A 20331-nucleotide genomic window follows, 5' to 3' on the forward strand; every position below is an offset into this window, starting at 1 on the left:
GGAACGCGACGATGTGGCTGACGTCTTGCCCACCTTGGCCAGCTGGGCGCATATCGCCTCACTACGGGAATTGTGATAGACTACTAAGGTGATGTTTCAACGAATTTGTGGTGCTGTTGCACCACTTTCCATGAAGAAGGGGAAATTATGTTTGCTGCGTTAAATCCGATCGCGTTACAACTCGGCGGCCTTGAAATTCACTGGTATGGCGTGATCATTGCCTGCGGCGTGTTGTTGGCTGTGTGGCTGGCCATGAAAGAAGCGGTGCGTCGCGGGATCAAAGACGATCATATCTTGAATCTGGTGCTGTGGGCGCTGCCTTTTGCCTTGATCGGCGCGCGGACGTATTATGTCGCGTTCGAATGGGGCTATTATTCACAACATCCTAACGAGATCATTGCCATTTGGCATGGCGGCATCGCCATTTACGGGGCGCTGATCGCCAGTGTGATCGTATTTTTGATTTATTGTCGGGTCAAGTGGCTGCCGGCATGGCTGGTGTTGGATATTGCCGCGCCGACTGTGATGATCGCCCAAGCCATTGGGCGCTGGGGCAACTTCATGAATCAAGAAGCATTCGGCGCCAAAACCACCTTGGCTTATTTGCGCGGATTGCACTTGCCGGAATTCATTATCCAGCAAATGAATATTCAAGGCGCTTATCGCCAGCCGACCTTCTTATATGAATCGATGTGGAATCTTGTCGGCTTCATCTTGTTGATGAGCGTGCGTCATCACAAGCACTGGTTTAAGCAAGGCGAAGTGTTCTTGAGTTATGTGATGTGGTATGCATTCGGGCGTTTCTTTGTGGAAGGCATGCGTACCGACAGTTTGTATCTGTTGCCTGGATTGCGCGTGTCGCAAGCCTTATCGATCGTCTTGTTCGTTGTTGCCGCAGGCCTTTGGTGGTATCGTCGGCGCCAAGACATTGCTTGGTACATGGACGGCGATCCGTTAGCTAAAGTTAATCAATAAAGGAGTCGTATTTTGACGAAAAAAATCGCAGTGTTTGGTGCCGGTTCTTGGGGCTCAGTGTTAGCCAACTTGTTAGTAGAAAATGGTCAAGACGTGGCGTTGTGGACCCATGATTCCGCACAGATCCCAGAAATCAACAACCAGCATACCAACCAACACTATTTGCCAAATTTCCACTTCCATGAGAACTTACAAGCCACCACGGATCTTAAAGCGGCTGTGAATGGTGCCGATGTGTTGTTGTTCGTGGTGCCGACTAATGCCGTGCGTTCAGTGGCAGAACAAGTGCGGCCGCTGCTTGAAGCATCAGGCGCCAAGCCGATCATTGCCCATGCTGCCAAAGGTTTGGAGCGCGGCAGCAAGCTGCGGGTATCGCAGGTGTTAGAAGCGGTGCTGCCGGCTGAATTGCACAGCGGCATTGTGGTGATCTCCGGGCCCAGCCATGCCGAAGACGTGGCCACTAAGGATATCACCACCTTGGCGGCAGCCAGCAAGGACTTGACTGCGGCTAAGGCGATCCAGCAGTTGTTCATGAACGATTATTTCCGGTTGTACACCAATCAAGACGTGATCGGCGTGGAGTTAGGCGCGGCATTGAAAAACGTCATTGCCATTGGCGCCGGCGCCTTGCACGGCTTAGGTTATGGCGACAACACCAAAGCGGCGCTGATGACGCGCGGCTTAGCTGAAATCACGCGCTTGGGCGTGCGCTTAGGCGCTGATCCGATGACGTTCATTGGCTTATCTGGGGTGGGGGATTTGATCGTCACGTGTACCAGTGTGCACTCGCGTAACTGGCGCGCTGGCAACGGCTTAGGCCAAGGCCAAAGCGTTCAAGCAGTGTTGGATAACATGGGCATGGTGGTGGAAGGCTACTCAACGGCCAAAGTGGTGCATGAACTGGCCGCAGAGCTGAACGTGGAAATGCCGATTTCTGCGGCGATTTATCGCGTGTTGTATGAAGACGCCCCGATTCGCACGGTGATCGGCGATTTGATGAAGCGTGCCGGCAAGCCGGAATTTGATTTCACCATCACGGGTTTACAAAACTAATTGCGTGCGATATAATTAGCTTACAAAAGATAAGCAAGGAGATACATGCTATGACCAAGTCTTATGATGTCATTGTAATCGGTGCCGGCCCAGGTGGGATGACCGCCGCGTTATATGCTTCACGTTCCAACTTGTCAGTCTTGATGTTGGATCGTGGGATCTACGGCGGGCAAATGAACAACACCGCAGAAATTGAGAATTATCCGGGCTTCTCGTCGATTTTGGGACCAGACTTGGGCCAGAAGATGTATGATGGCGCCACGCAATTTGGTGCTGAGTACGCTTATGCCAATGTCACTGATCTGAAAGTTGACGGCAACAAGAAAATTGTTGTTACTGATGAAGGTACTTATGAAGCCAAGGCCGTGATCGTCGCTACCGGCGCTGATCACCGCAAACTCGGGGTGCCTGGCGAAGATACCTATTCCGGCCGCGGCGTATCGTATTGCGCGGTATGTGATGGCGCATTCTTCAAGAACCGTGAAGTCGTGGTGATCGGCGGCGGGGATTCTGCTATTGAAGAAGGCACCTACTTGGCCAACTTGGCCAGCAAGGTGACGATCGTGCATCGCCGTGATTCCTTGCGTGCCCAACAAATCTTGCAAAAGCGCGCTTTTGCCAATGACAAGATTAACTTCGTGTGGAACGCCAACACCGAAGAAATCGTCGGCGATGACAAGGCCGTGACTGGCGTGCGTTACACCGATAAAGTTACCGGCGAAAGCCATGTGATCCCAGCCAGCGGCGTGTTCATTTATGTGGGCATCATGCCGTTGACCGACAGTTTCCATAACGTTGGCATCTTGGATGACAACGGCTGGATCCCTACTGATGAGAAGATGGCGACTAAGGTGCCTGGCATCTTTGCCATCGGGGATGTGCGCACCAAGACATTGCGGCAGATCACCACAGCTGTCGGCGATGGCGGCCAAGCTGGGCAAAGCGTCTTTGATTATATCCAATCATTAAACGATGCCGAACTCGCCGTTAATGCGTGAGCCAATTGAAGCGGCTATGAACCCGATTCGTATTGTTGAATCGTGGGGCATGGCTGCTTTTTTGGTGCTTTGAACCGGCTAAGTGTGCGCCATTTCGCTTTGGTTTTGTCGTCGAGCTGCATGGCGCAACGCGGGTGCGGTTAGCTACGCGATCGCACTCGAGGCAAAGTACGCCTCAAGTGTGATTGCTAGGCTATCCGACCCGCTAAGTGCGCGCCATTTCGCTTTGGTTTTGTTGTGAAGTGACGGATTACTTGGTCAACTGGCGGATGCGTTGACATCGTTTGCAAGGTTGGCCATAATGACGACGAAAGGGAGGCGGCACCATGTTATATTACAACATGCCATCCAATGATATCCGGGTGAACCTGGCCACGGAAGAATATTTATTGCAACAAGACTTCACTGAGCCTTTGGTGTTATTTTACATTCAAAAGCCTTGCATCATTATCGGGCGCAATCAGAACCCCTTAGAAGAAATCAATGTGCCATATGTCAAGGCCCATGACATCACGTTGACGCGTCGGCTATCTGGCGGCGGCGCGGTGTATGACGACTTGGGCAATGTCAGCTTCAGCTTCGTGACGCAGGCAACGCGCAATGATTTCGGCAACTTCAAAGAATTTACCGCCCCGATCCTTTCGGCCTTGGCTGACCTTGGGGCTACTGGCGCGACTGTCAGCGGGCGCAATGATTTGATGATCGACGGCAAGAAGTTCTCTGGCAATGCCATGTACAAGAAGCGCGGCAAGTTGTTCTCGCATGGGACCTTGATGTTGAATGTGGATCTGAACGTATTGCCTCAGGCTTTGACTGTGGCCAAAGACAAGATCGAATCCAAAGGGACTAAATCGGTGCGCAGCCATGTCACCAACCTGCGGCCGTATTTGGCGCCAGAATATCAACAATTGACCACGCCGCAGTTTCGCGATGAATTGATCAAGCGCTTGTATGGTGTTTCAGAGCTGGCGCAAATCGCCGATAAGGCCTTGCAGCTCACTGCCCAAGACGAGCAGGCGATTGCTGACATGGTGGCGAAAACCTATGGCAATGATGACTGGATCTATGGCGAAACGCCGGCCTTTACGATTCAACGCCGGCGCCGTTATCCAGCGGTGGGGATCATCGATGCCCGCATCCAGGTGGTGCATGATGTGATCCGGCAAGTGGTGTTTTATGGCGATTACTTTGGTGTACGCGATTCGGCAGAATTAGCCGCGCAATTGATTGGTGTGCCTTATCGTCGTGCTGATCTGGCCCAAGCCATCAGCAAGATGACAATTGGCGACTACTTTAGTCATTTAGATAACGATGCTTTTGTCAAATTAATGGTCGATTAGTCGATTCTTAGCAAACAGCCACTGTATACCGCCTGCGGTATGCAGTGGCTGTTTGCTTGTTGGATCGTGAATTATCCTTATAAAAAATGGTGCTGCCAGTGAACTTTAATGTTGGTTTAAAGGTTTTCGCACGCTATTTTTGGCGATCCATTGTATAATGAAAACGAATTGAAAGACATTTTCGGAAATGGAGTTGAATGTAATGGGTTATCACGAGAATTACCAAACATGGGCAAACGCCGACCTTGAGCCATCATTGAAGGCTGAGGTGCTTGCAATGGCAGATGATGCTGCGTTGCAAGAAGAGGCCTTTGCCGTACCAATGGCATTCGGTACCGCGGGGATGCGCGGCGTGATCGGCGCCGGCATCAACCGCATGAATATTTACACCGTTGCCCAGGCCACAGAAGGGCTGGCGCGGTTTATGGACACTTTGTCTGATGAGCAAAAGCATGCTGGGGTAGCGATTTCTTTTGACTCACGGTATCAATCTGAAGCGTTTGCGCACACGGCTGCCGGCGTCTTAGGCGCGCATGGCATCCCAAGCTTTGTGTTTGATTTGCTGCGCCCGACGCCGGAGCTGTCTTTTGCGGTGCGTTACTTGAAGACATACGCCGGGATCATGATCACCGCCAGCCACAACCCCAAGCAATACAATGGCTATAAGATCTACGGCCCAGACGGCGGGCAAATGCCGCCAGAAGAATCGGATCGCATTACCGAGTATGTGCGCAGCGTCAGCGACTTGTTCCACATTAAGACCCTCACTGATCATGAGTTGCGCGACCAGCAGCTGATGACGCTGATCGGCGAAGACGTGGACGAAGCGTATTATGCTGCCGTTGCCACAGTTTCCATCAACAAGGATTTGATCAAAACCACCGGCCGCGACATGTCTTTGATCTACACGCCGCTGCACGGCACCGGCCGCATTCCGGCGCAAATGGTGTTGCGAAACGCCGGCTTTGAACACTTCCAGATGGTGGCCAAACAAGCGGTGGCTGATCCGGAATTTGCCACAGTGCCATTCCCCAATCCCGAGTTTGCCCAAGCTTTTGACATGGCCATTGAATTAGGCAAGCAGAACCAAGCTGATGTGTTGATTGCCACGGATCCAGATGCTGATCGCTTAGGCACCGCCGTGTGGACGGGCAAAGATTACCAATTGCTGACTGGCAATCAAATCGCCAGCTTGATGCTGCATTACATCTTGGAAGCGCGCAAAACTGCTGGTACTTTGCCGGCAAATGGCGCAGTGGTGAAGTCGATTGTGTCCACTGAGTTGGCCACAGCAATTGCTAAAGACTATGGCGTGGAAATGATCAATGTTGAAACCGGCTTTAAGTTCATCGGCGATCAAATCAAGCAATATGAAGCAACTGGCAGCCATGAATTCTTGTTTGGCTTTGAAGAAAGTTATGGCTACTTGATCAAGCCATTCGTGCGCGACAAGGATGCCATTCAGTCGACCGTCTTGTTGGCGGAAGTGGCAGCTTACTACAAGTCCAAAGGCATGACGCTTTATGATGGTATTCAAGCCTTGTATGCGCGTTACGGGTACTTTGCTGAGAAGACAGTCGGCGTTGACTTTGAAGGCGTGCAAGGGCCAGCTGAAATGGCAGCGTTGATGAAGAAGTTCCGGGAACATCAACCAAAGGACTTTGCTGGTGTGGCAATCAGTGAAGTTGAAGATTACAAGACGCAAACGATCACGCATCAAGACGGCAGCACCACGGCAATCGATATGCCTGTGTCTGATGTGTTGAAGTATATCTTAGCCGATGGTACCTGGATCGCGATCCGCCCATCTGGTACTGAGCCGAAAGTGAAGTTTTATGTCGGTACCAGTGCCAAAACCCAAGCCGCAGCCGACAAGAAGTTAAGCGACTTTGAAGCGGCACTGCATCAATTTCGACTAGAATAACCCAAAGCGGAGCAGCCCGCTTTTAGCGGTGGATATAAGGCGGGATGACGCAAAGGCGCTCTTTGCCTTGGCGGCGTCACGACTTATATCACGCCGCGTTGGGCTGCGGAGCTCGACGAATAACCCAAAGCGGAGCAAAGCGCTTTTAGCGGGTCAATTAGCCTAGCCCTCGTGCTTGCGGCGTACTTTGCCGCGAGTGCGGGGGCTAGGCTAATTGTACCCGCGCTGCTTTTGGCAGTTTGCCGACAACCCCAAGCAAAGCGGATTTAACGCTGGCTGCAAATTGAAAACCACCAACAACGGCTCAGCGCTTGCTGAGTCGTTGTTTGTTTTGGCCGGATACAGCCAGGCTTAGACTTGCGGTGCTGCACGCGGCGTGATACCATAGATAAAATTTTACACATTATAGGGGGTCGCACAAATGGGGATGCATGAATTCATTCAAGGACTCAACAGCTTGGAACAATTGCGGCGGGCACCAGGGTTCTTCAAGTACGCCGAACACAGTGTGGCCGCTCACAGCTTCAAGGTGGCCGAAATTGCCCAGCTGCTTGGTGATATCGAAGAACACGCCGGCAACACCATTAACTGGCAGGCGCTATACGAGAAGGCGCTGAATCACGACTACACCGAGCGCTTCATCGGCGATATCAAAACACCGGTAAAATATGCTACGCCGGCGTTGCGCGAGATGTTGGCCGATGTCGAAGGTTCAATGACAGAGAACTTCATCCAAAATGAGATCCCGGAAGAATACCAAGCGGTGTATCGGCGGCGCTTATCCGAAGGCAAAGACGATACGTTAGAAGGCCAATTGCTGGCAATTGCCGATAAAGTTGATTTATTATATGAGTCCTTTGGGGAAATCGAAAAAGGCAATCCAGAGCGCGTATATGTGAACATTTATACGGAAAGTCTCACGGTGATCGCCGGGTTTAAACAACGGCCCAGTGTGCAATATTTTCTGCAAGAGATCTTGCCGGATATGTTGAATGAAGAGTTTGCCGATCGTGATATGTTAACGAAATTGACGCGGGCAATCATGAAGCATTAAACAAATTAAGCGACTAATAATCGATTAGCGAATGTGTGTTCGCTGTGGTAAAATAGAAACAGTTTACAAGTTGGGATCGCGGTTCCGACTTTTTTGTTGGGATCGACAAGGAGGTAGTCGCATGATCGAACGCATGGCCGATCGTAAATTTGAATTGGTATCGCCGTATCAGCCGGCTGGTGATCAACCGCAGGCCATTGAGCAATTGACCCAAGGGTTCTTGCATGGTGAGAAGGAGCAGATCCTGCTAGGCGCCACAGGGACTGGTAAGACCTTCACCATGTCTAACATCATCGCCAATTTGAATAAGCCGACTTTGATCTTGTCGCATAACAAGACGCTGGCTGGGCAGTTATATGGTGAGTTCAAGGAATTCTTCCCGCACAACGCGGTGGAATATTTTGTGTCTTACTATGATTACTACCAACCAGAAGCTTATGTGCCAAGCTCAGACACGTATATTGAGAAAGATTCGGCGATCAACGACGAAATCGATAAATTGCGCCATTCTGCCACCAGTGCCTTATTGGAGCGCAATGATGTGATCGTGGTGGCTTCAGTCAGCTCGATTTTTGGCTTAGGGTCGCCAACTGAATATCGCGATCACGTGTTGAGTTTGCGCGTGGGCATGGAAATCGATCGCAACACGCTGTTGCGCCAGCTGGTGGATATTCAATTTGATCGCAATGACATCGACTTTCAACGCGGGCGTTTCCGCGTGCGCGGGGATGTGGTGGAGATCTTCCCAGCGTCACGGGATGATCACGCCATTCGTGTCGAGTTCTTCGGCGACGAAATCGATCGCATCGTCGAAGTGGATGCGCTGACTGGTGAAGTTGTCGGTACGCGCCAGCATGTGTCCATTTTCCCGGCGACGCACTTTATGACCTCAGATGATCAAATGACTGAAGGGATCAAGCGCATCAGCGCCGAATTAGACGAGCGGCTGGCGGAATTGCGCGAACAAGGCAAGCTGCTGGAAGCCCAACGCTTGGAGCAGCGCACCAATTATGATCTGGAAATGCTTAAGGAAATGGGCTACACCAGCGGCATTGAGAACTATTCGCGGCACATGGAAGGCCGCAAGCAAGGCGAACCGCCGTTTACGCTGTTGGACTTCTTTCCTAAAGACTTCACGATCATGGTTGATGAATCTCACGTCACCATGCCGCAGATCCGCGGCATGTATAACGGCGACCGCGCCCGCAAGCAAACCTTGATCGATTACGGCTTCCGCTTGCCGTCTGCGTTGGATAACCGGCCGCTGATGCTGCATGAATTCGAACAACACGTCAACCGCATTCTCTATGTGTCCGCCACCCCTGGTCCTTATGAACTGGAACGGGTGCCGAAAAAAGACGTCGCCGAGCAGATCATTCGCCCGACTGGGTTGTTGGATCCGGTGATCGAGGTGCGGCCGATCATGGGCCAAATCGACGACTTGGTCTCAGAAATCAACGAGCGCGTGGAGAAACACGAGCGCGTCTTTGTCACCACTTTGACCAAGAAAATGGCCGAAGACCTTACCGAATACCTTAAGGAAATGGGTATTCATGTGCGGTACTTGCATTCAGACATCAAGACCTTGGAACGGACCCAGATCATTCGCGACTTGCGCTTAGGCAAGTTCGACGTGCTGATTGGGATCAACTTGTTGCGTGAAGGCATCGATGTGCCGGAAGTGTCGCTGATTGCGATCTTAGACGCTGACAAGGAAGGCTTCTTGCGTGCGGAACGCTCCTTGATCCAAACTATCGGCCGCGCATCGCGGAACAGTCATGGTAAAGTCATCATGTACGCTGACAAAATGACGGACTCCATGCAAGGGGCGATTTCAGAAACCAAGCGCCGGCGCAGTATTCAAGAAAAGTACAATCAAGAACACCACATCACGCCAACCACCATCATCAAACCGATTCGCGATGCCATTACCAGCATCGACAAATCGGCAGCCGATGTCGGCGATAAAGACAAGAGTTTCGCCGAAGTGGACTTGGCAGATATGTCCAAGAAGCAGCGCAAGCAGTTGGTGGCCAATTTGGAATCGCAAATGCAAGCGGCAGCCAAGAAGCTGGACTTCGAGCAAGCGGCGACGCTGCGTGATACGATCTTAGAAATTAAAGCAGGAGAGTAATTTTTGTGGCAAACGATAAAATTGTGATCCACGGCGCTCGCGCCCATAACTTAAAAGACATCGATGTGACGATCCCGCGCAATAAACTGGTGGTGATGACCGGCTTAAGCGGCTCCGGTAAGTCCAGCTTGGCTTTTGATACTTTGTATGCAGAAGGCCAGCGCCGCTACGTGGAAAGTTTATCCGCTTATGCGCGCCAATTCTTAGGCCAAATGGATAAACCTGATGTGGATTCGATCGACGGCTTAAGCCCGGCGATTTCCATCGATCAAAAAACCACCTCGAAGAACCCGCGCTCCACTGTGGGCACGGTGACTGAAATCAATGATTACCTGCGCTTGTTGTGGGCGCGCATCGGCCAGCCGATTTGTCCTAACGACGGGACCCCTATCAGCAGTCAATCCGTCGAGCAAATGGTCGATCGCGTGGAACAACTGGAACCGCGCACCCGCATTCAGATCTTAAGCCCGATTGTGCGCCACAAGAAAGGCGCGCATAAGAAGGTCTTAGAGAAGATCGTGCGCGAAGGCTATGTGCGCATGCGCGTTGACGGTGAAGTGATGGATGCCACCGCCGACTTTGATATGGACAAGAATAAGAATCACGATATCGATATTGTCATTGATCGAATCGTGGTCAAGCCAGGCGACGCAGATTCGCGCTCGCGCTTGTTTGACTCATTTGAAGCGGCGCTTAGGCTGGCCGATGGCTATGCCACTGTTGACGTGATCGGCGGTGAACCGTTGATTTTCTCGGAACATTTTGCCTGCCCGATTTGCGGCTTCACCATCGGGGTGTTGGAACCGCGGCTGTTTTCTTTCAATGCGCCATTCGGGGCCTGCCCGGAATGTGACGGGTTGGGGATGAAGCTGAATGTCGATGTTGACTTGGTGATCCCAGATCCCACCAAATCCATTGCACAAGGGGCGGTGGCGCCTTGGAGTTCAGCAACGGCCACATATTACCCATCGATGCTGCAACAAGCCTGCGCGGCGTTTAAGGTGCCCACAGACAAGCCTTGGCAAGCCTTGACCAAGGCTCAGCAAGACTTGGTATTGTACGGCTCGAAAGGCAAGAAGTTCCACTTCCATGCCCATTCTGATTTTGGCGGGGTACGCGATGTGGATGCGCCTTTTGAAGGGGTAATGAACAACGTTGAGCGCCGGTATCGCGCCAACAACACGGTATTTGGCGCCGACATGCGCCAATATATGACCGCCTTGACTTGCCCGGTGTGCCACGGCAAGCGCTTGAATCGCCAAGCTTTGGCGGTGAAAGTCGCCGGCATGGATATCGCCGAAGCCAGCGATTTGTCAATCAAGCACGCGCTGCCTTTCTTTAAAAGTATCAAGTTATCCGATTCGCAGCAATTGATCGCCCAGCCGATCGTCAAGGAAGTCGATGATCGCTTGACCTTCTTAGAGAATGTCGGCTTGGATTATTTGACGCTGAGTCGCTCTGCCGGCACCTTATCCGGTGGTGAAGCCCAGCGGATCCGCTTGGCCACGCAAATCGGCTCGAATTTGTCTGGGGTGTTGTACATCTTAGATGAACCGTCGATCGGCTTGCATCAACGCGACAACGACCGCTTGATCCGCAGCTTGAAGAAAATGCGCGATTTAGGCAATACCTTGATCGTGGTGGAACACGATGAAGACACGATGCTTGCCGCCGATTATCTAATCGATGTCGGCCCTGGTGCCGGGGATAACGGCGGGCGGATCATGGCTGCCGGCACGCCTAAGCAAGTGATGCGCTCGCGCAAGTCCTTGACCGGCCAATATTTATCCGGCAAGAAATTCATTCCGGTACCGACTACGCGCCGCGCTGGCAATGGCAAAATGATCCGCTTGACCGGCGCTGCTGATCATAACCTCAAAAACATCGACGTCGATTTTCCTTTAGGCAAGTTTATCGCCGTTACCGGGGTGTCTGGGTCTGGCAAGTCCACGCTGGTCAATTCGATTTTAAAGCGTGCCTTGGCGCAGAAGCTGTATCGCAATTCCAACAAACCAGGTAAATACAAAACCATCAGCGGCTATGATGCCTTAGAGAAGCTGGTCGATATCGACCAAAGCCCGATCGGCCGCACCCCGCGGTCTAATCCGGCCACGTATACCGGGGTGTTCAACGACATCCGCGCGCTGTTTGCCCAAACGAATGAAGCCAAGCTGCGCGGCTATACGCAAGGGCGCTTCTCGTTTAACGTGAAAGGCGGGCGCTGTGAGAATTGCAAAGGCGACGGGATCATCAAGATCGAAATGAACTTCTTGCCTGATGTGTATGTGCCTTGTGAAGTCTGTCATGGCAAGCGGTACAACTCTGAAACCTTGGAAGTTGCTTACAAAGGCAAGTCGATTTCTGATGTGTTGGACATGACCATTGACGAAGCGGTTAAGTTCTTCAAGCCGATTCCCAAAATCGCCCGCAAGCTGCAAACCATTATTGACGTGGGCTTAGGCTACGTCACCATGGGCCAAAGCGCCACGACGTTGTCTGGTGGGGAAGCCCAGCGCATGAAGCTGGCTTCTGAATTGCAGAAGCTGTCCACCGGCAAGAACTTCTATATCTTAGACGAGCCCACCACTGGCTTGCATGTCGATGACATCAAGCGCTTGTTGGAAGTGTTGCAGCGGCTGGTGGATGAAGGCAACACGGTGCTGGTCATTGAGCATAACTTGGATGTGATCAAAACCGCCGATTGGCTGATCGACTTAGGCCCAGAAGGCGGCGAAGGCGGCGGCACCGTGATCGCCACCGGCACGCCGGAACAAATTGCGCAAGTGCCAGAAAGCTACACTGGCCAATACCTCAAGCCCATTCTTGAACGTGACAAAGCACGTGCGCAAGCGGCGCAGTGACGCAAAAATCCGCGTTATCCAAAATTCTGGATAACGCGGATTTTTTAGTGTGTTGCTTATTTATTGACGATTTGCCAAGTGGTTGGGACGTTGACTGTGATGGTGCGGCTGAGCCGATGCCCATCTAAGCTGGAGCCGGCAAACATCACCTTGGCCAAGCCATTGGCGTAATGCAGCGTTTGGGTGCTGGTGGTGACGCTGGCTTGGGTCTTGGTGCGCTTCAAGACGACAGTATCGCTTAGCGTCGGCTTGGCGACAGCCGGGCCTTGAGCGGTAGTGTGGCGATAAGCTGCGTCTTTGGTACCAATGGCGTGGCGAATTACCGGCTGCTTCACCAGCATCACGCGCTTGGTGGTGGTGGTCGTGGTCATTCCAAAATGCCACGCGTCATTGGCGGCAATGGCGGCAACTGACAAGACGATCACTGCGCCAGTGGCGATACTGCCGATCAAACGCGGCGTCTGGTGGGTATCTAACACCCGGTGATAGAAGAAGCCTAATGCAGCAATGATGAATAAGGCTAAGATCATCAGCGTTCACCTCCATCGATCGGATCGCGGCGCAGGCGCAGACTCAACAAGAATCCAGCCACACACAAGCATAACGACACGACGAATGCGGCGCGATACCCAGCAACTGTGGCAGCTTGCATTTGCCGCGCAAAGGCCACTGGATCAGCTTGTTTTAAGCTGGCAAGCGGCGTGTGATTGGTGGTGACAGTCGCCAATACCGAAACCAAAATCGCCGTGCCGATACTAGCGGCAATTTGGCGGATCGTGTTGTTTACGGCGGTGCCGTGAGCAATCAAATTGGTCGGCAAAGCATTCATGCCGGCAGTGGTGACCGGCATGGTCACCATGGTAATCCCAAACATCCGCACCGTGTATAACACGGTGACAAATAATAATGGCGTTTCGGCAGTTAACGTGATCAACGGGAAGGTCCCGCATAATAACAAGAACAAGCCGCAAGTGGCCAGTCTTTTGGCCCCAATCCGATCAAAGATCCGCCCGGTGATTGGCGACATGATCCCCATCATGATCGCCCCAGGCAGCAACAGCAGCCCGGAGTTGAAGGCGGATTGGCCGCGGATGGTTTGAATGTACATCGGCAACACCATTTCCACGCCAACCATTGACATGAAGGCCACCGCCGTCAAAATCGTGGATAAGGTGAAGGTCTTGTTGGCAAACACGCGCAGTTCCAACAGCGGTTGGGCCATATGTAACTGACGATGGGCAAACAAGGCGACCACGATGAAACCAACTGCCAAGAAGCTCAATACCACCGGACTGCCCCAGCCCAGCGTCCCGACTGTCGAGAAGCCGTACAATAAGGAGCCGAAGCCGATTGTGGATTCCACCACAGATAAGAAGTCGATTTTGGGATTAGAGGTTTCCAGCACTTTATGCATCGATACGCTGGCTAAGATGATGACGACCAACACGATCGGCATCAGAATGGTGAACAATGCGCGCCAAGAATGGTTTAACAACACCCAGCCAGAAAGCGTGGGTCCAATCGCCGGTGCCAAGCCGATCACGATTCCAGCCAAGCCCATGGCACTGCCGCGGCGTTCAGGCGGGAAAATGGCATACATGACGTTTTGAAACGTTGGAGCCGACATGCCCACGCCGACTGCTTGGATCAGCCGCCCAGCCAGTAAAGCCGGAAAGCTCCAGGCAAAGCGAGACAAAACGGTGCCAATGAAGAAAATGCTCATTGCCGTGATGTATAAGTGCTTCACGTTGAATTTGCTCAATAACCAAGCAGAAACTGGGATCATGATCCCCATCACCAACATGAAGCCGGTGGTCAGCCATTGCACCAGGCTGGCAGAGATGTGGAAGCTGTTCATTAAGGTCGGAAATGCAGTCGTAAGGATCGTTTGAGTGATGAAGGTGGTAAAGGTGCCAATCAGCATCGTCGCCACAAGCAGGCCACGGTGATAGGGGTGGCCATTGACGTCGACAGGTTTATCCAAGCAGGTCGCTTCCTTTCAATAATTAGTCAATTTATAATTTTAGCACTCATTTTTCAGAAAAAAACGTGAAAATGATGAGACGCCAGCTTTCATTAATTTAGGACATGAATCATGCGGCGCAGTTCTAACGCGTATTGGTATGGTTGCGCAAGGTGGGGCCACTCACATGCCGTGAATTTGGAAAAAGCAAAAGGTGATTTGTCCATGACGTTGTTAGGGTGACTTTTGAAGCAAGGGTCTGGCCGCATACAAACAGCCTTGCACTGCAATCAATGAGATCGCGGTGCAAGGCCGGAGTTGATTATTCGTCTTCTTCTTCGTCTTCTTCAGGTACTGGCACTTCTTCGCCGACAGTCACATCAAACCACTGCGCAAAGCCGCGGGCGAAATCCGTCACGGTGAAGGTATAGCGGTCGATGGTGACAGAATCGTGCAGTTTCAAGTTTGGATGTTCTTCAGTCAAAAAGCCGGCGACGGTGACGATGTCGGATTCTTGGAAGACTTTGATCTTGGTGCGGAAGAAGCGTTCGAAGTCATACAGCGTCGTTTTGCCGCTGACTTTGAACACATCTTCTTTGTCGGTTTTGATGATGTATTCATCTGACACGTCATCGATTTCGTCTTTGACAGTGCCAAATAATTCTTCATAAATGTCTTTATCCGTGACGATCCCGCTGGTGCCGCCGTATTCGTCAACAACGACGACGATCGGGGTTTGTTTGCGGATCATTTGCTGCAAGATGTTGTGGATCGGCATCCCTTCAGGAACCGTGACAATGGTCCGCAAGATCTTGCTGACGCGCACAGAATCGTCCACGCGGGATTGGCGCACCAGGTCATAGATATAGACATAACCTAAGATCTTATCTTTATCACCGTTTGCCACCACTGGAAAACGCGAATAGCCTTCGGTAAGGTAATCGCGCAAGACTTCCTTGACGGTGGTGTCGATGTTGACCACCACTAAGCTGGTACGGTCGACCATGACATCGCGGGCTTCTTTGTCGTTCAAATCGAAGGCGCGCTGCATGTAGGTGACATCATTTTGATCCATTTCACCGGAGCTGATCGCGGCTTTGGATAAGTTCAAGATCTCCGCTTGGGTGAAGACTTCGTTGCCTTCGTCTGCCGGCTTCATGCCGATCAAGCGTACCAAGCCAGTTGCAGAAGTGTTAAGCAGCCACACGAAGGGGTAGAAGATGATGTGGAAGTAATGCAGCGGCGTAACCACAAACATCAGCGACTTGATCGGCAAGTCGATGGCGACGTTCTTCGGCACGATTTCAGTCAGCACCACTTCCAAGTAAGTTAAGATCACGACGCCAAGGATCGCGCCAACCAAGTGCATACTGCCGTCTGGCAATCTCAGGTGGGTAAAGTTAAACAAGTCCAACAACAAGAACTCAACGGTTTCTTCCCCGATCCACCCTAGAATGATCCCGGCGACGGAAACGCCGACTTGGGTGGTGGAAAGATACTCATTTAAGTTGTGGACCATCTTAAGGGCCCTGCGCAACTTCTTACGGTTGCCTTCGCCTGCTTCTAATAGCTCCTCTAACGCACTTGGGCGGCTTTGCACCAGTGCGAACTCGCTGGCCACGAAAAACGCGGCAAACAAGAAGGTGACGACCATCACCAGTAGATTAGAGGCGACTTGGCCACTGTCCATTCAAACATTCCCCATTTCATATTGTTAATTGCTTCCATTCTAGCATTCACAGGCGCAAAGTAACAGCATTTCACAACGTTTACAGAAACCGATTGTGCTACACTAAAGAAGTTGATGCGACACGCAAATGGAGGATCTTTATGAATCAGATTCAGATGTTTCGCCAAACCATGGCTGAATTCAAAAGTAATCCGGAGTGGCCAGAAAGTGAATTGATCACCACCTTGCTGCCAGAAACGCCGCCGCTGGGCCGCAAGAAAGCCGCATGGCGGGTGGTTAACGCCGATGTTGTGCAGGTAATGGCGGAAACTGACGGCCAAGTTGGGGTGATGAATTTTGCCAGTCCAACCAATCCTGGCGGCGGGGTGGAGTATGGCGCCCGGGCGCAAGAAGAAAGCATCGCCAAGTGCACTTATTTAATGCCGGCGCTGCGTCAGTTTGAAGCTAACTATTACGAACCTAACCGAGCCGATGCGCGCGGCGGGTTGAATTCTGCCAGCTTGATCTATTCGGCGCATGTGCGGCAATTATTTGATCATCAAGATCAGCGCTTGTCCGGGCATTATGTGGATATCGTGACGGTGGCGGCGCCGAATTTGCGGCGGTTTCCTAATTTAGACGAGGCCCAAGCGCTTGCTGATATCCAAGTCAAGATCTTGCAAACTTTGCGGGCCTTCAAAGCGCATGCCGTAAGGGTGCCGATTTTAGGCGCTTTTGGCTGCGGGGTGTTTGGCAATCAGCCAGAGTCTGTGGGCCAAGCTTTTGCCACTGCGCTGCGCCGCCAAGAATTCAATGGCGCCTTTGATGAAGTGGTGTTTGCCGTAATCGGCGATAATTACCGGCCGTTTCTAGCCGGATTAAAAATGTAAAAAAGGGGATTACAACATGATGCAGCTACACGTGCTTCAACATACCGACTGGATGACACCAGGCCTGATTCAAGACTGGGCCACCGCGCATGACATCGAGCTGGTGATCCACCGGCCGGATTCAGGCGAGAATCTTACCCCATTAAATGCCAACGACATTGATGGGTTGATCATTTTAGACGGGCCGTTCAATATCGATGACAACGAACGCTGGGTGGCTGCAGAGCGCATCTTGGTGCGGAGTTTGGACAAGATCGGCCGGCCGGTGTTCGGGATTTCTTTTGGCGCTGAGCAAATCGCGCGGGCATTCGGGGCGCCGGTGGTGCCGATGAATCTGCCGGAATTCGGCCGCGGCGAAGTCAATCGTGCCGACGGTTCAAGCTTGGCAGTGTTCCAATGGCATCAACAAGCAATCGTGGATCTGCCTGGTGCAACAGTCGCTTACAGTAACGAAGCCGTCGCCATGCAAGGTTTTACCTACCATCATCGGATCATGGGCGTGCAGTTTCATTTGGAATGCACCCGCGCCATCCAACAAGCTTATGTGGATGCCAGCGACTTCAACATTTTGCCGTTATTGACTGATGATGAACAAGCCGCGGCGCAACAAGAATTAAATAAGTTATTAGGCGAAGTTTTCCTGTAAAAGCAAACGAAGCTGCGACATAATCAATAACGCAAACGGCCCTACGCCACGATTCTGCACTGCAAAATCGCGGCGTAGGGCTGTTTGCGTTGCTTCAGCGCCCGGAGCGGCTGCTGAAGACAAAATGGATCTGTTCGCGCGTTTGCAGCCGCTTGTCAGCGACTTGATACAGCGAATCGATAGTCAAATGTTCATCAAAGACCGCCTTGAGCTGCAAGCCGCGCTGCGGATAATCGGCAGTCAACGGCGTGGTCACGGCTGCTAACAGCTGGCCGTGGTGGCGCAAAAGCCCGGATAATTGGGTGCTGATCTGGTGTAAGTCGTCACGGGCCAAATCGAAGGTACCGACGATCAAATCGTAAGGGCCGCTGAGCAATGGTAAGGCGCTGTCAGGCATGATGCGGTAGCGCAAGCGGTCATTTGATGCAACGGCGCGCGCGTCAGAAATTGCTTGGGCGTCGTTATCGACGCCTAACACTGCGATGGCGCCGTGGTTAATCGCATAGCGGCAAAACCACCCGTCACCGGCGTGGATCGCCAGCACGCGTTTGCCAGCCAAGCTTGGGGCTTGTTTGGCCAGTGCTTGCCACAGCGGCTGTTTTTTGCCGGTGTTGGTGGGCAAGGGCTTGGCGTTGTCTTGGTGCATTGCAGGATAAGTATCGACCATTGTTACACGTCCTTTCAGAAACATTATAGAGATTATGCGCGGCAGTGTATACCCAAAGAATTTTAAAAAAAGTTGCAAAAATGTCAGATAGTCTGACAAATGGGCTTGAGCTTAGCCGCTAAACATGGCATATTATAAACATCATCATTGCTCAGTAGTTCAGTGGTAGAATGCCTGACTGTTAATCAGAGGGTCGCTGGTTCGAGCCCAGCCTGAGCAGTATGTCGCCGCCTCAATGAGGCGGCGTTTTTTTGTCCCCAGAGCGGAGCAAAGCGCACTTAGCGGTGGATATAAGGCAGGATGACGTTTGGGCGCACTTGGCCCAAGCGGCGTCATGACTTATATCACGCCGCGTTGCTTTGCGCAGCTCGACGAAGACCAAAGCGTATCAAGCGAGGACCTGATAAGGTGAAAATTTGCTCAAAGCCCGGACAGGTGCTGCTCCGGTGCGCGGTGCGGCAAGCTGGTGCAGGCGGTGCGGCCGGCTGCAACCACGCTGAAAAGCGCGTGTTTTCCGCCTAAGTTCAAAGCCAGGCGCTCGCTTTGCTCACTTTGCCTGTCTTTGAACTTGCCGCGATCAGCGCAGCGAGCCAAGCACAAACCGCTTGTCTCACTGCGCTGATCGTTTCACGGCCTGACCAGCTTGCCGCACCGCGCACCTGCGCAGCACCTGTCCTACAACATTCGAATCAGGTTAGGAATGGCGCGATGGCAGTCTAGGATGAAGCCGGTCACGTGTCGTGCGGTCGATAAGGCCTGATGCATATCCTCGCCAAGTACCATCACGACGTACATTCAATTCCGCAGCTTAGCATAGTTTCATGCTAGCCTGAAAATGTCGTCTAAGCGATTGTACTGCGGCTTGTTTCACCGTTATAAACGAAAATCGCCTCCCAGCAAACGCTGGAAGGCGACAATACGTTAATCGACAAAGATAAATTCGAAGGTATGCTCATGCGTGTCGATATTGATGGCAACGTGGCGGTTAAGGTCTTCGACAATATTGCGGGCGAAGGCCATTTTGTCTTCGAAGTCGGTGATCGTTGCGGTTTGGGCGTTGCTTTTGAAGTCGTAGTTCTCACCGATGAAAGCTGGATCAGAAACATAGCGCAGATTGTTTTGATCGTGGCGGGAGCCGGTTTTCAAAACAGCATTGATATAGTGATACAACAAGCTCGGGCTGTAATGCAGCGGCTTAGTCAGTTCAGTGGTGATAGTGAAATCCGAGGCTTCTGAGGCCATGTTGTCGTTGACTTGAACTTGGGTCAAACCTTGATATAGTTTCATGCTGATCACTCCTCTTGTGAACTAACTCTATTATACCATCAACCTTCACCAATGCGTCAGCTTAAGCTTCAAGATAGATGCTGCGCAAATCGCGGCGTTGTGCGGCGGTGAGATCTAAGGCAGTCGTGAGGTAGTGATCTAGCGAGCCGTAGCGCAAATCAATGTTCATTAACGCTGCGTCGAGGTATTCGTTGGCCACGCCGCCAAGCGATCGCGTCGATGCGATCAAGGCCGGACTGCCGCCAGCAGCGCGTACGACTTTGATCATTCGCTCAGTTTCTTCGACTAGATAGCGATTGGAAGCCAAATAGTCTTGGCGGATGGTGACTGGATCGACGCCTAATGCCGTGAGCAAGAAGACGGCGCCCATGCCGGTGCGGTCTTTGCCGGCGGTGCAATGAAACAGCAATGCTGAATCAGGTGCAGAATTGGCCAGCAGCAAGTCGAAGAATTCGCGATACGCCTTTTGGGCGCTAGGCATGGTCACCAGATCCGTGTAAGTGTTGACCATGTTGCGAAAGCCGCCAAGGGGATCTTGGGCGAGCTGTTGTTTGCGCAATTCTTCAGCATTGGCGCTGGCTTTGGTTTCATCCACCGGAAACACCGGGTCAAAATGGTAGCTGGCATTAGCCGGCAGGCGGTCTGGGGCATCAGCGCGTTCTTTAGGCGAGCGAAAATCCACGTCATAATGGACGCCATATTCCGCCAAATACGCCAAGTCGCGCTGTGATAAGGCGTTGAGGCGCGCCGAGCGGATCACCTTGTGCATCCGCAAGCGGGTGCCGGCTTTGGTTTGATAGCCGCCTAAATCGCGAAAGTTGAAGCCGTGATGAATGTTGAGTAAGTTAGGCATAAGCAGTTCCTTTCGTC

The 20331-nt window shown here is 52.1% G+C and carries 16 protein-coding genes and 1 tRNA gene; 11 read left to right on the forward strand and 6 right to left on the reverse strand.

The window, feature by feature from the left end; translation table 11 throughout:
* Window positions 1–147: 147 nt before the first annotated feature.
* The 8 genes from lgt (at window position 148) to uvrA (ending at window position 12339) form a co-directional block, all read left to right on the forward strand.
* Entirely contained in the window at window positions 148–975 is an 828-nt protein-coding gene (gene lgt / locus ACGG90_RS03540) for a prolipoprotein diacylglyceryl transferase (protein WP_390405932.1), read from the forward strand.
* A gap of 12 nt (window positions 976–987) precedes the next feature.
* The gene (locus ACGG90_RS03545) at window positions 988–2028 is read left to right on the forward strand and encodes an NAD(P)H-dependent glycerol-3-phosphate dehydrogenase (protein WP_390405934.1); all 1041 of its coding nucleotides are present in this window, start codon (window positions 988–990) and stop codon (window positions 2026–2028) included.
* Window positions 2029–2078: 50 nt separating this feature from the next.
* On the forward strand, window positions 2079–3026 hold the full coding sequence (gene trxB / locus ACGG90_RS03550; protein ID WP_390405936.1) for a thioredoxin-disulfide reductase: 948 nt from the start codon (window positions 2079–2081) through the stop codon (window positions 3024–3026).
* A gap of 326 nt (window positions 3027–3352) precedes the next feature.
* The gene (locus ACGG90_RS03555) at window positions 3353–4366 is read left to right on the forward strand and encodes a lipoate--protein ligase (protein ID WP_390405938.1); all 1014 of its coding nucleotides are present in this window, start codon (window positions 3353–3355) and stop codon (window positions 4364–4366) included.
* Between the two features lie 202 nt (window positions 4367–4568).
* Window positions 4569–6290: a phospho-sugar mutase gene (locus ACGG90_RS03560; protein WP_390405940.1), complete on the forward strand. Its 1722-nt coding sequence runs from the start codon at window positions 4569–4571 to the stop codon at window positions 6288–6290.
* Window positions 6291–6711: 421 nt separating this feature from the next.
* Window positions 6712–7344 carry a YfbR-like 5'-deoxynucleotidase gene (locus tag ACGG90_RS03565; protein ID WP_390405942.1) on the forward strand — a complete coding sequence of 211 codons (633 nt, stop codon included), beginning with the start codon at window positions 6712–6714 and terminating at the stop codon, window positions 7342–7344.
* Between the two features lie 121 nt (window positions 7345–7465).
* Window positions 7466–9478 (forward strand): excinuclease ABC subunit UvrB, encoded by a 2013-nt coding sequence (gene uvrB, locus ACGG90_RS03570; RefSeq protein WP_390405945.1) that lies wholly within the window; start codon window positions 7466–7468, stop codon window positions 9476–9478.
* A gap of 5 nt (window positions 9479–9483) precedes the next feature.
* Window positions 9484–12339 carry an excinuclease ABC subunit UvrA gene (gene uvrA / locus ACGG90_RS03575; RefSeq protein WP_390405949.1) on the forward strand — a complete coding sequence of 952 codons (2856 nt, stop codon included), beginning with the start codon at window positions 9484–9486 and terminating at the stop codon, window positions 12337–12339.
* A gap of 56 nt (window positions 12340–12395) precedes the next feature.
* Here uvrA and ACGG90_RS03580 read toward each other — a convergent pair whose 3' ends face one another.
* From ACGG90_RS03580 to ACGG90_RS03590, 3 genes are all read right to left on the reverse strand, one after another.
* On the reverse strand, window positions 12396–12869 hold the full coding sequence (locus tag ACGG90_RS03580) for a DUF4811 domain-containing protein (RefSeq protein ID WP_390405952.1): 474 nt from the start codon (window positions 12867–12869) through the stop codon (window positions 12396–12398).
* On the reverse strand, window positions 12869–14263 hold the full coding sequence (locus tag ACGG90_RS03585) for an MDR family MFS transporter (RefSeq protein WP_390406250.1): 1395 nt from the start codon (window positions 14261–14263) through the stop codon (window positions 12869–12871). Before ACGG90_RS03585 ends, ACGG90_RS03580 begins: the two co-directional genes overlap by 1 nt.
* A 361-nt stretch (window positions 14264–14624) precedes the next feature.
* On the reverse strand, window positions 14625–15992 hold the full coding sequence (locus ACGG90_RS03590) for a hemolysin family protein (protein WP_390405954.1): 1368 nt from the start codon (window positions 15990–15992) through the stop codon (window positions 14625–14627).
* A 140-nt stretch (window positions 15993–16132) separates the two neighbouring features.
* Between ACGG90_RS03590 and ACGG90_RS03595 the strand changes: the two genes are divergently transcribed.
* Window positions 16133–16861: a TIGR02452 family protein gene (locus ACGG90_RS03595; protein WP_390405956.1), complete on the forward strand. Its 729-nt coding sequence runs from the start codon at window positions 16133–16135 to the stop codon at window positions 16859–16861.
* Between the two features lie 16 nt (window positions 16862–16877).
* Window positions 16878–17507: a type 1 glutamine amidotransferase gene (locus tag ACGG90_RS03600; RefSeq protein WP_390405959.1), complete on the forward strand. Its 630-nt coding sequence runs from the start codon at window positions 16878–16880 to the stop codon at window positions 17505–17507.
* A 94-nt stretch (window positions 17508–17601) separates the two neighbouring features.
* On the opposite strand, the gene ACGG90_RS03605 is transcribed toward ACGG90_RS03600, so the two are convergent.
* The gene (locus tag ACGG90_RS03605; protein WP_390405962.1) at window positions 17602–18174 is read right to left on the reverse strand and encodes a class I SAM-dependent methyltransferase; all 573 of its coding nucleotides are present in this window, start codon (window positions 18172–18174) and stop codon (window positions 17602–17604) included.
* 148 nt (window positions 18175–18322) lie between these two features.
* Here ACGG90_RS03605 and ACGG90_RS03610 point away from each other — a divergent pair.
* Window positions 18323–18394, forward strand: a tRNA-Asn gene (locus ACGG90_RS03610).
* Between the two features lie 701 nt (window positions 18395–19095).
* Here the strand turns inward: ACGG90_RS03610 and ACGG90_RS03615 are convergent.
* Complete coding sequence (locus tag ACGG90_RS03615) at window positions 19096–19461, reverse strand: hypothetical protein (RefSeq protein ID WP_390405965.1); 366 nt, start codon at window positions 19459–19461, stop codon at window positions 19096–19098.
* Between the two features lie 61 nt (window positions 19462–19522).
* Complete coding sequence (locus tag ACGG90_RS03620; protein WP_390405967.1) at window positions 19523–20314, reverse strand: tyrosine-protein phosphatase; 792 nt, start codon at window positions 20312–20314, stop codon at window positions 19523–19525.
* Between the last annotated feature and the right edge of the window lie 17 nt (window positions 20315–20331).

This window comes from Lacticaseibacillus jixiensis (assembly GCF_042847315.1).
In the GTDB taxonomy this organism is placed as follows: Bacteria; Bacillota; Bacilli; order Lactobacillales; family Lactobacillaceae; genus Lacticaseibacillus; species Lacticaseibacillus jixiensis.

What these genes read in the sequence shown, in the direction of transcription:
- ACGG90_RS03565 (WP_390405942.1), top strand. Translation starts at nt 6,712, where the DNA reads ATGGGGATGCATGAATTCATTCAAGGACTCAACAGCTTGGAACAATTG.
- trxB (WP_390405936.1), top strand. Translation starts at nt 2,079, where the DNA reads ATGACCAAGTCTTATGATGTCATTGTAATCGGTGCCGGCCCAGGTGGG.
- ACGG90_RS03555 (WP_390405938.1), top strand. Translation starts at nt 3,353, where the DNA reads ATGTTATATTACAACATGCCATCCAATGATATCCGGGTGAACCTGGCC.
- ACGG90_RS03590 (WP_390405954.1), bottom strand. Translation starts at nt 15,992, where the DNA reads ATGGACAGTGGCCAAGTCGCCTCTAATCTACTGGTGATGGTCGTCACC.
- ACGG90_RS03560 (WP_390405940.1), top strand. Translation starts at nt 4,569, where the DNA reads ATGGGTTATCACGAGAATTACCAAACATGGGCAAACGCCGACCTTGAG.
- lgt (WP_390405932.1), top strand. Translation starts at nt 148, where the DNA reads ATGTTTGCTGCGTTAAATCCGATCGCGTTACAACTCGGCGGCCTTGAA.
- ACGG90_RS03585 (WP_390406250.1), bottom strand. Translation starts at nt 14,263, where the DNA reads ATGCTGATTGGCACCTTTACCACCTTCATCACTCAAACGATCCTTACG.
- ACGG90_RS03595 (WP_390405956.1), top strand. Translation starts at nt 16,133, where the DNA reads ATGAATCAGATTCAGATGTTTCGCCAAACCATGGCTGAATTCAAAAGT.
- ACGG90_RS03600 (WP_390405959.1), top strand. Translation starts at nt 16,878, where the DNA reads ATGATGCAGCTACACGTGCTTCAACATACCGACTGGATGACACCAGGC.
- ACGG90_RS03580 (WP_390405952.1), bottom strand. Translation starts at nt 12,869, where the DNA reads ATGATCTTAGCCTTATTCATCATTGCTGCATTAGGCTTCTTCTATCAC.
- ACGG90_RS03620 (WP_390405967.1), bottom strand. Translation starts at nt 20,314, where the DNA reads ATGCCTAACTTACTCAACATTCATCACGGCTTCAACTTTCGCGATTTA.
- ACGG90_RS03605 (WP_390405962.1), bottom strand. Translation starts at nt 18,174, where the DNA reads ATGGTCGATACTTATCCTGCAATGCACCAAGACAACGCCAAGCCCTTG.
- ACGG90_RS03615 (WP_390405965.1), bottom strand. Translation starts at nt 19,461, where the DNA reads ATGAAACTATATCAAGGTTTGACCCAAGTTCAAGTCAACGACAACATG.
- uvrB (WP_390405945.1), top strand. Translation starts at nt 7,466, where the DNA reads ATGATCGAACGCATGGCCGATCGTAAATTTGAATTGGTATCGCCGTAT.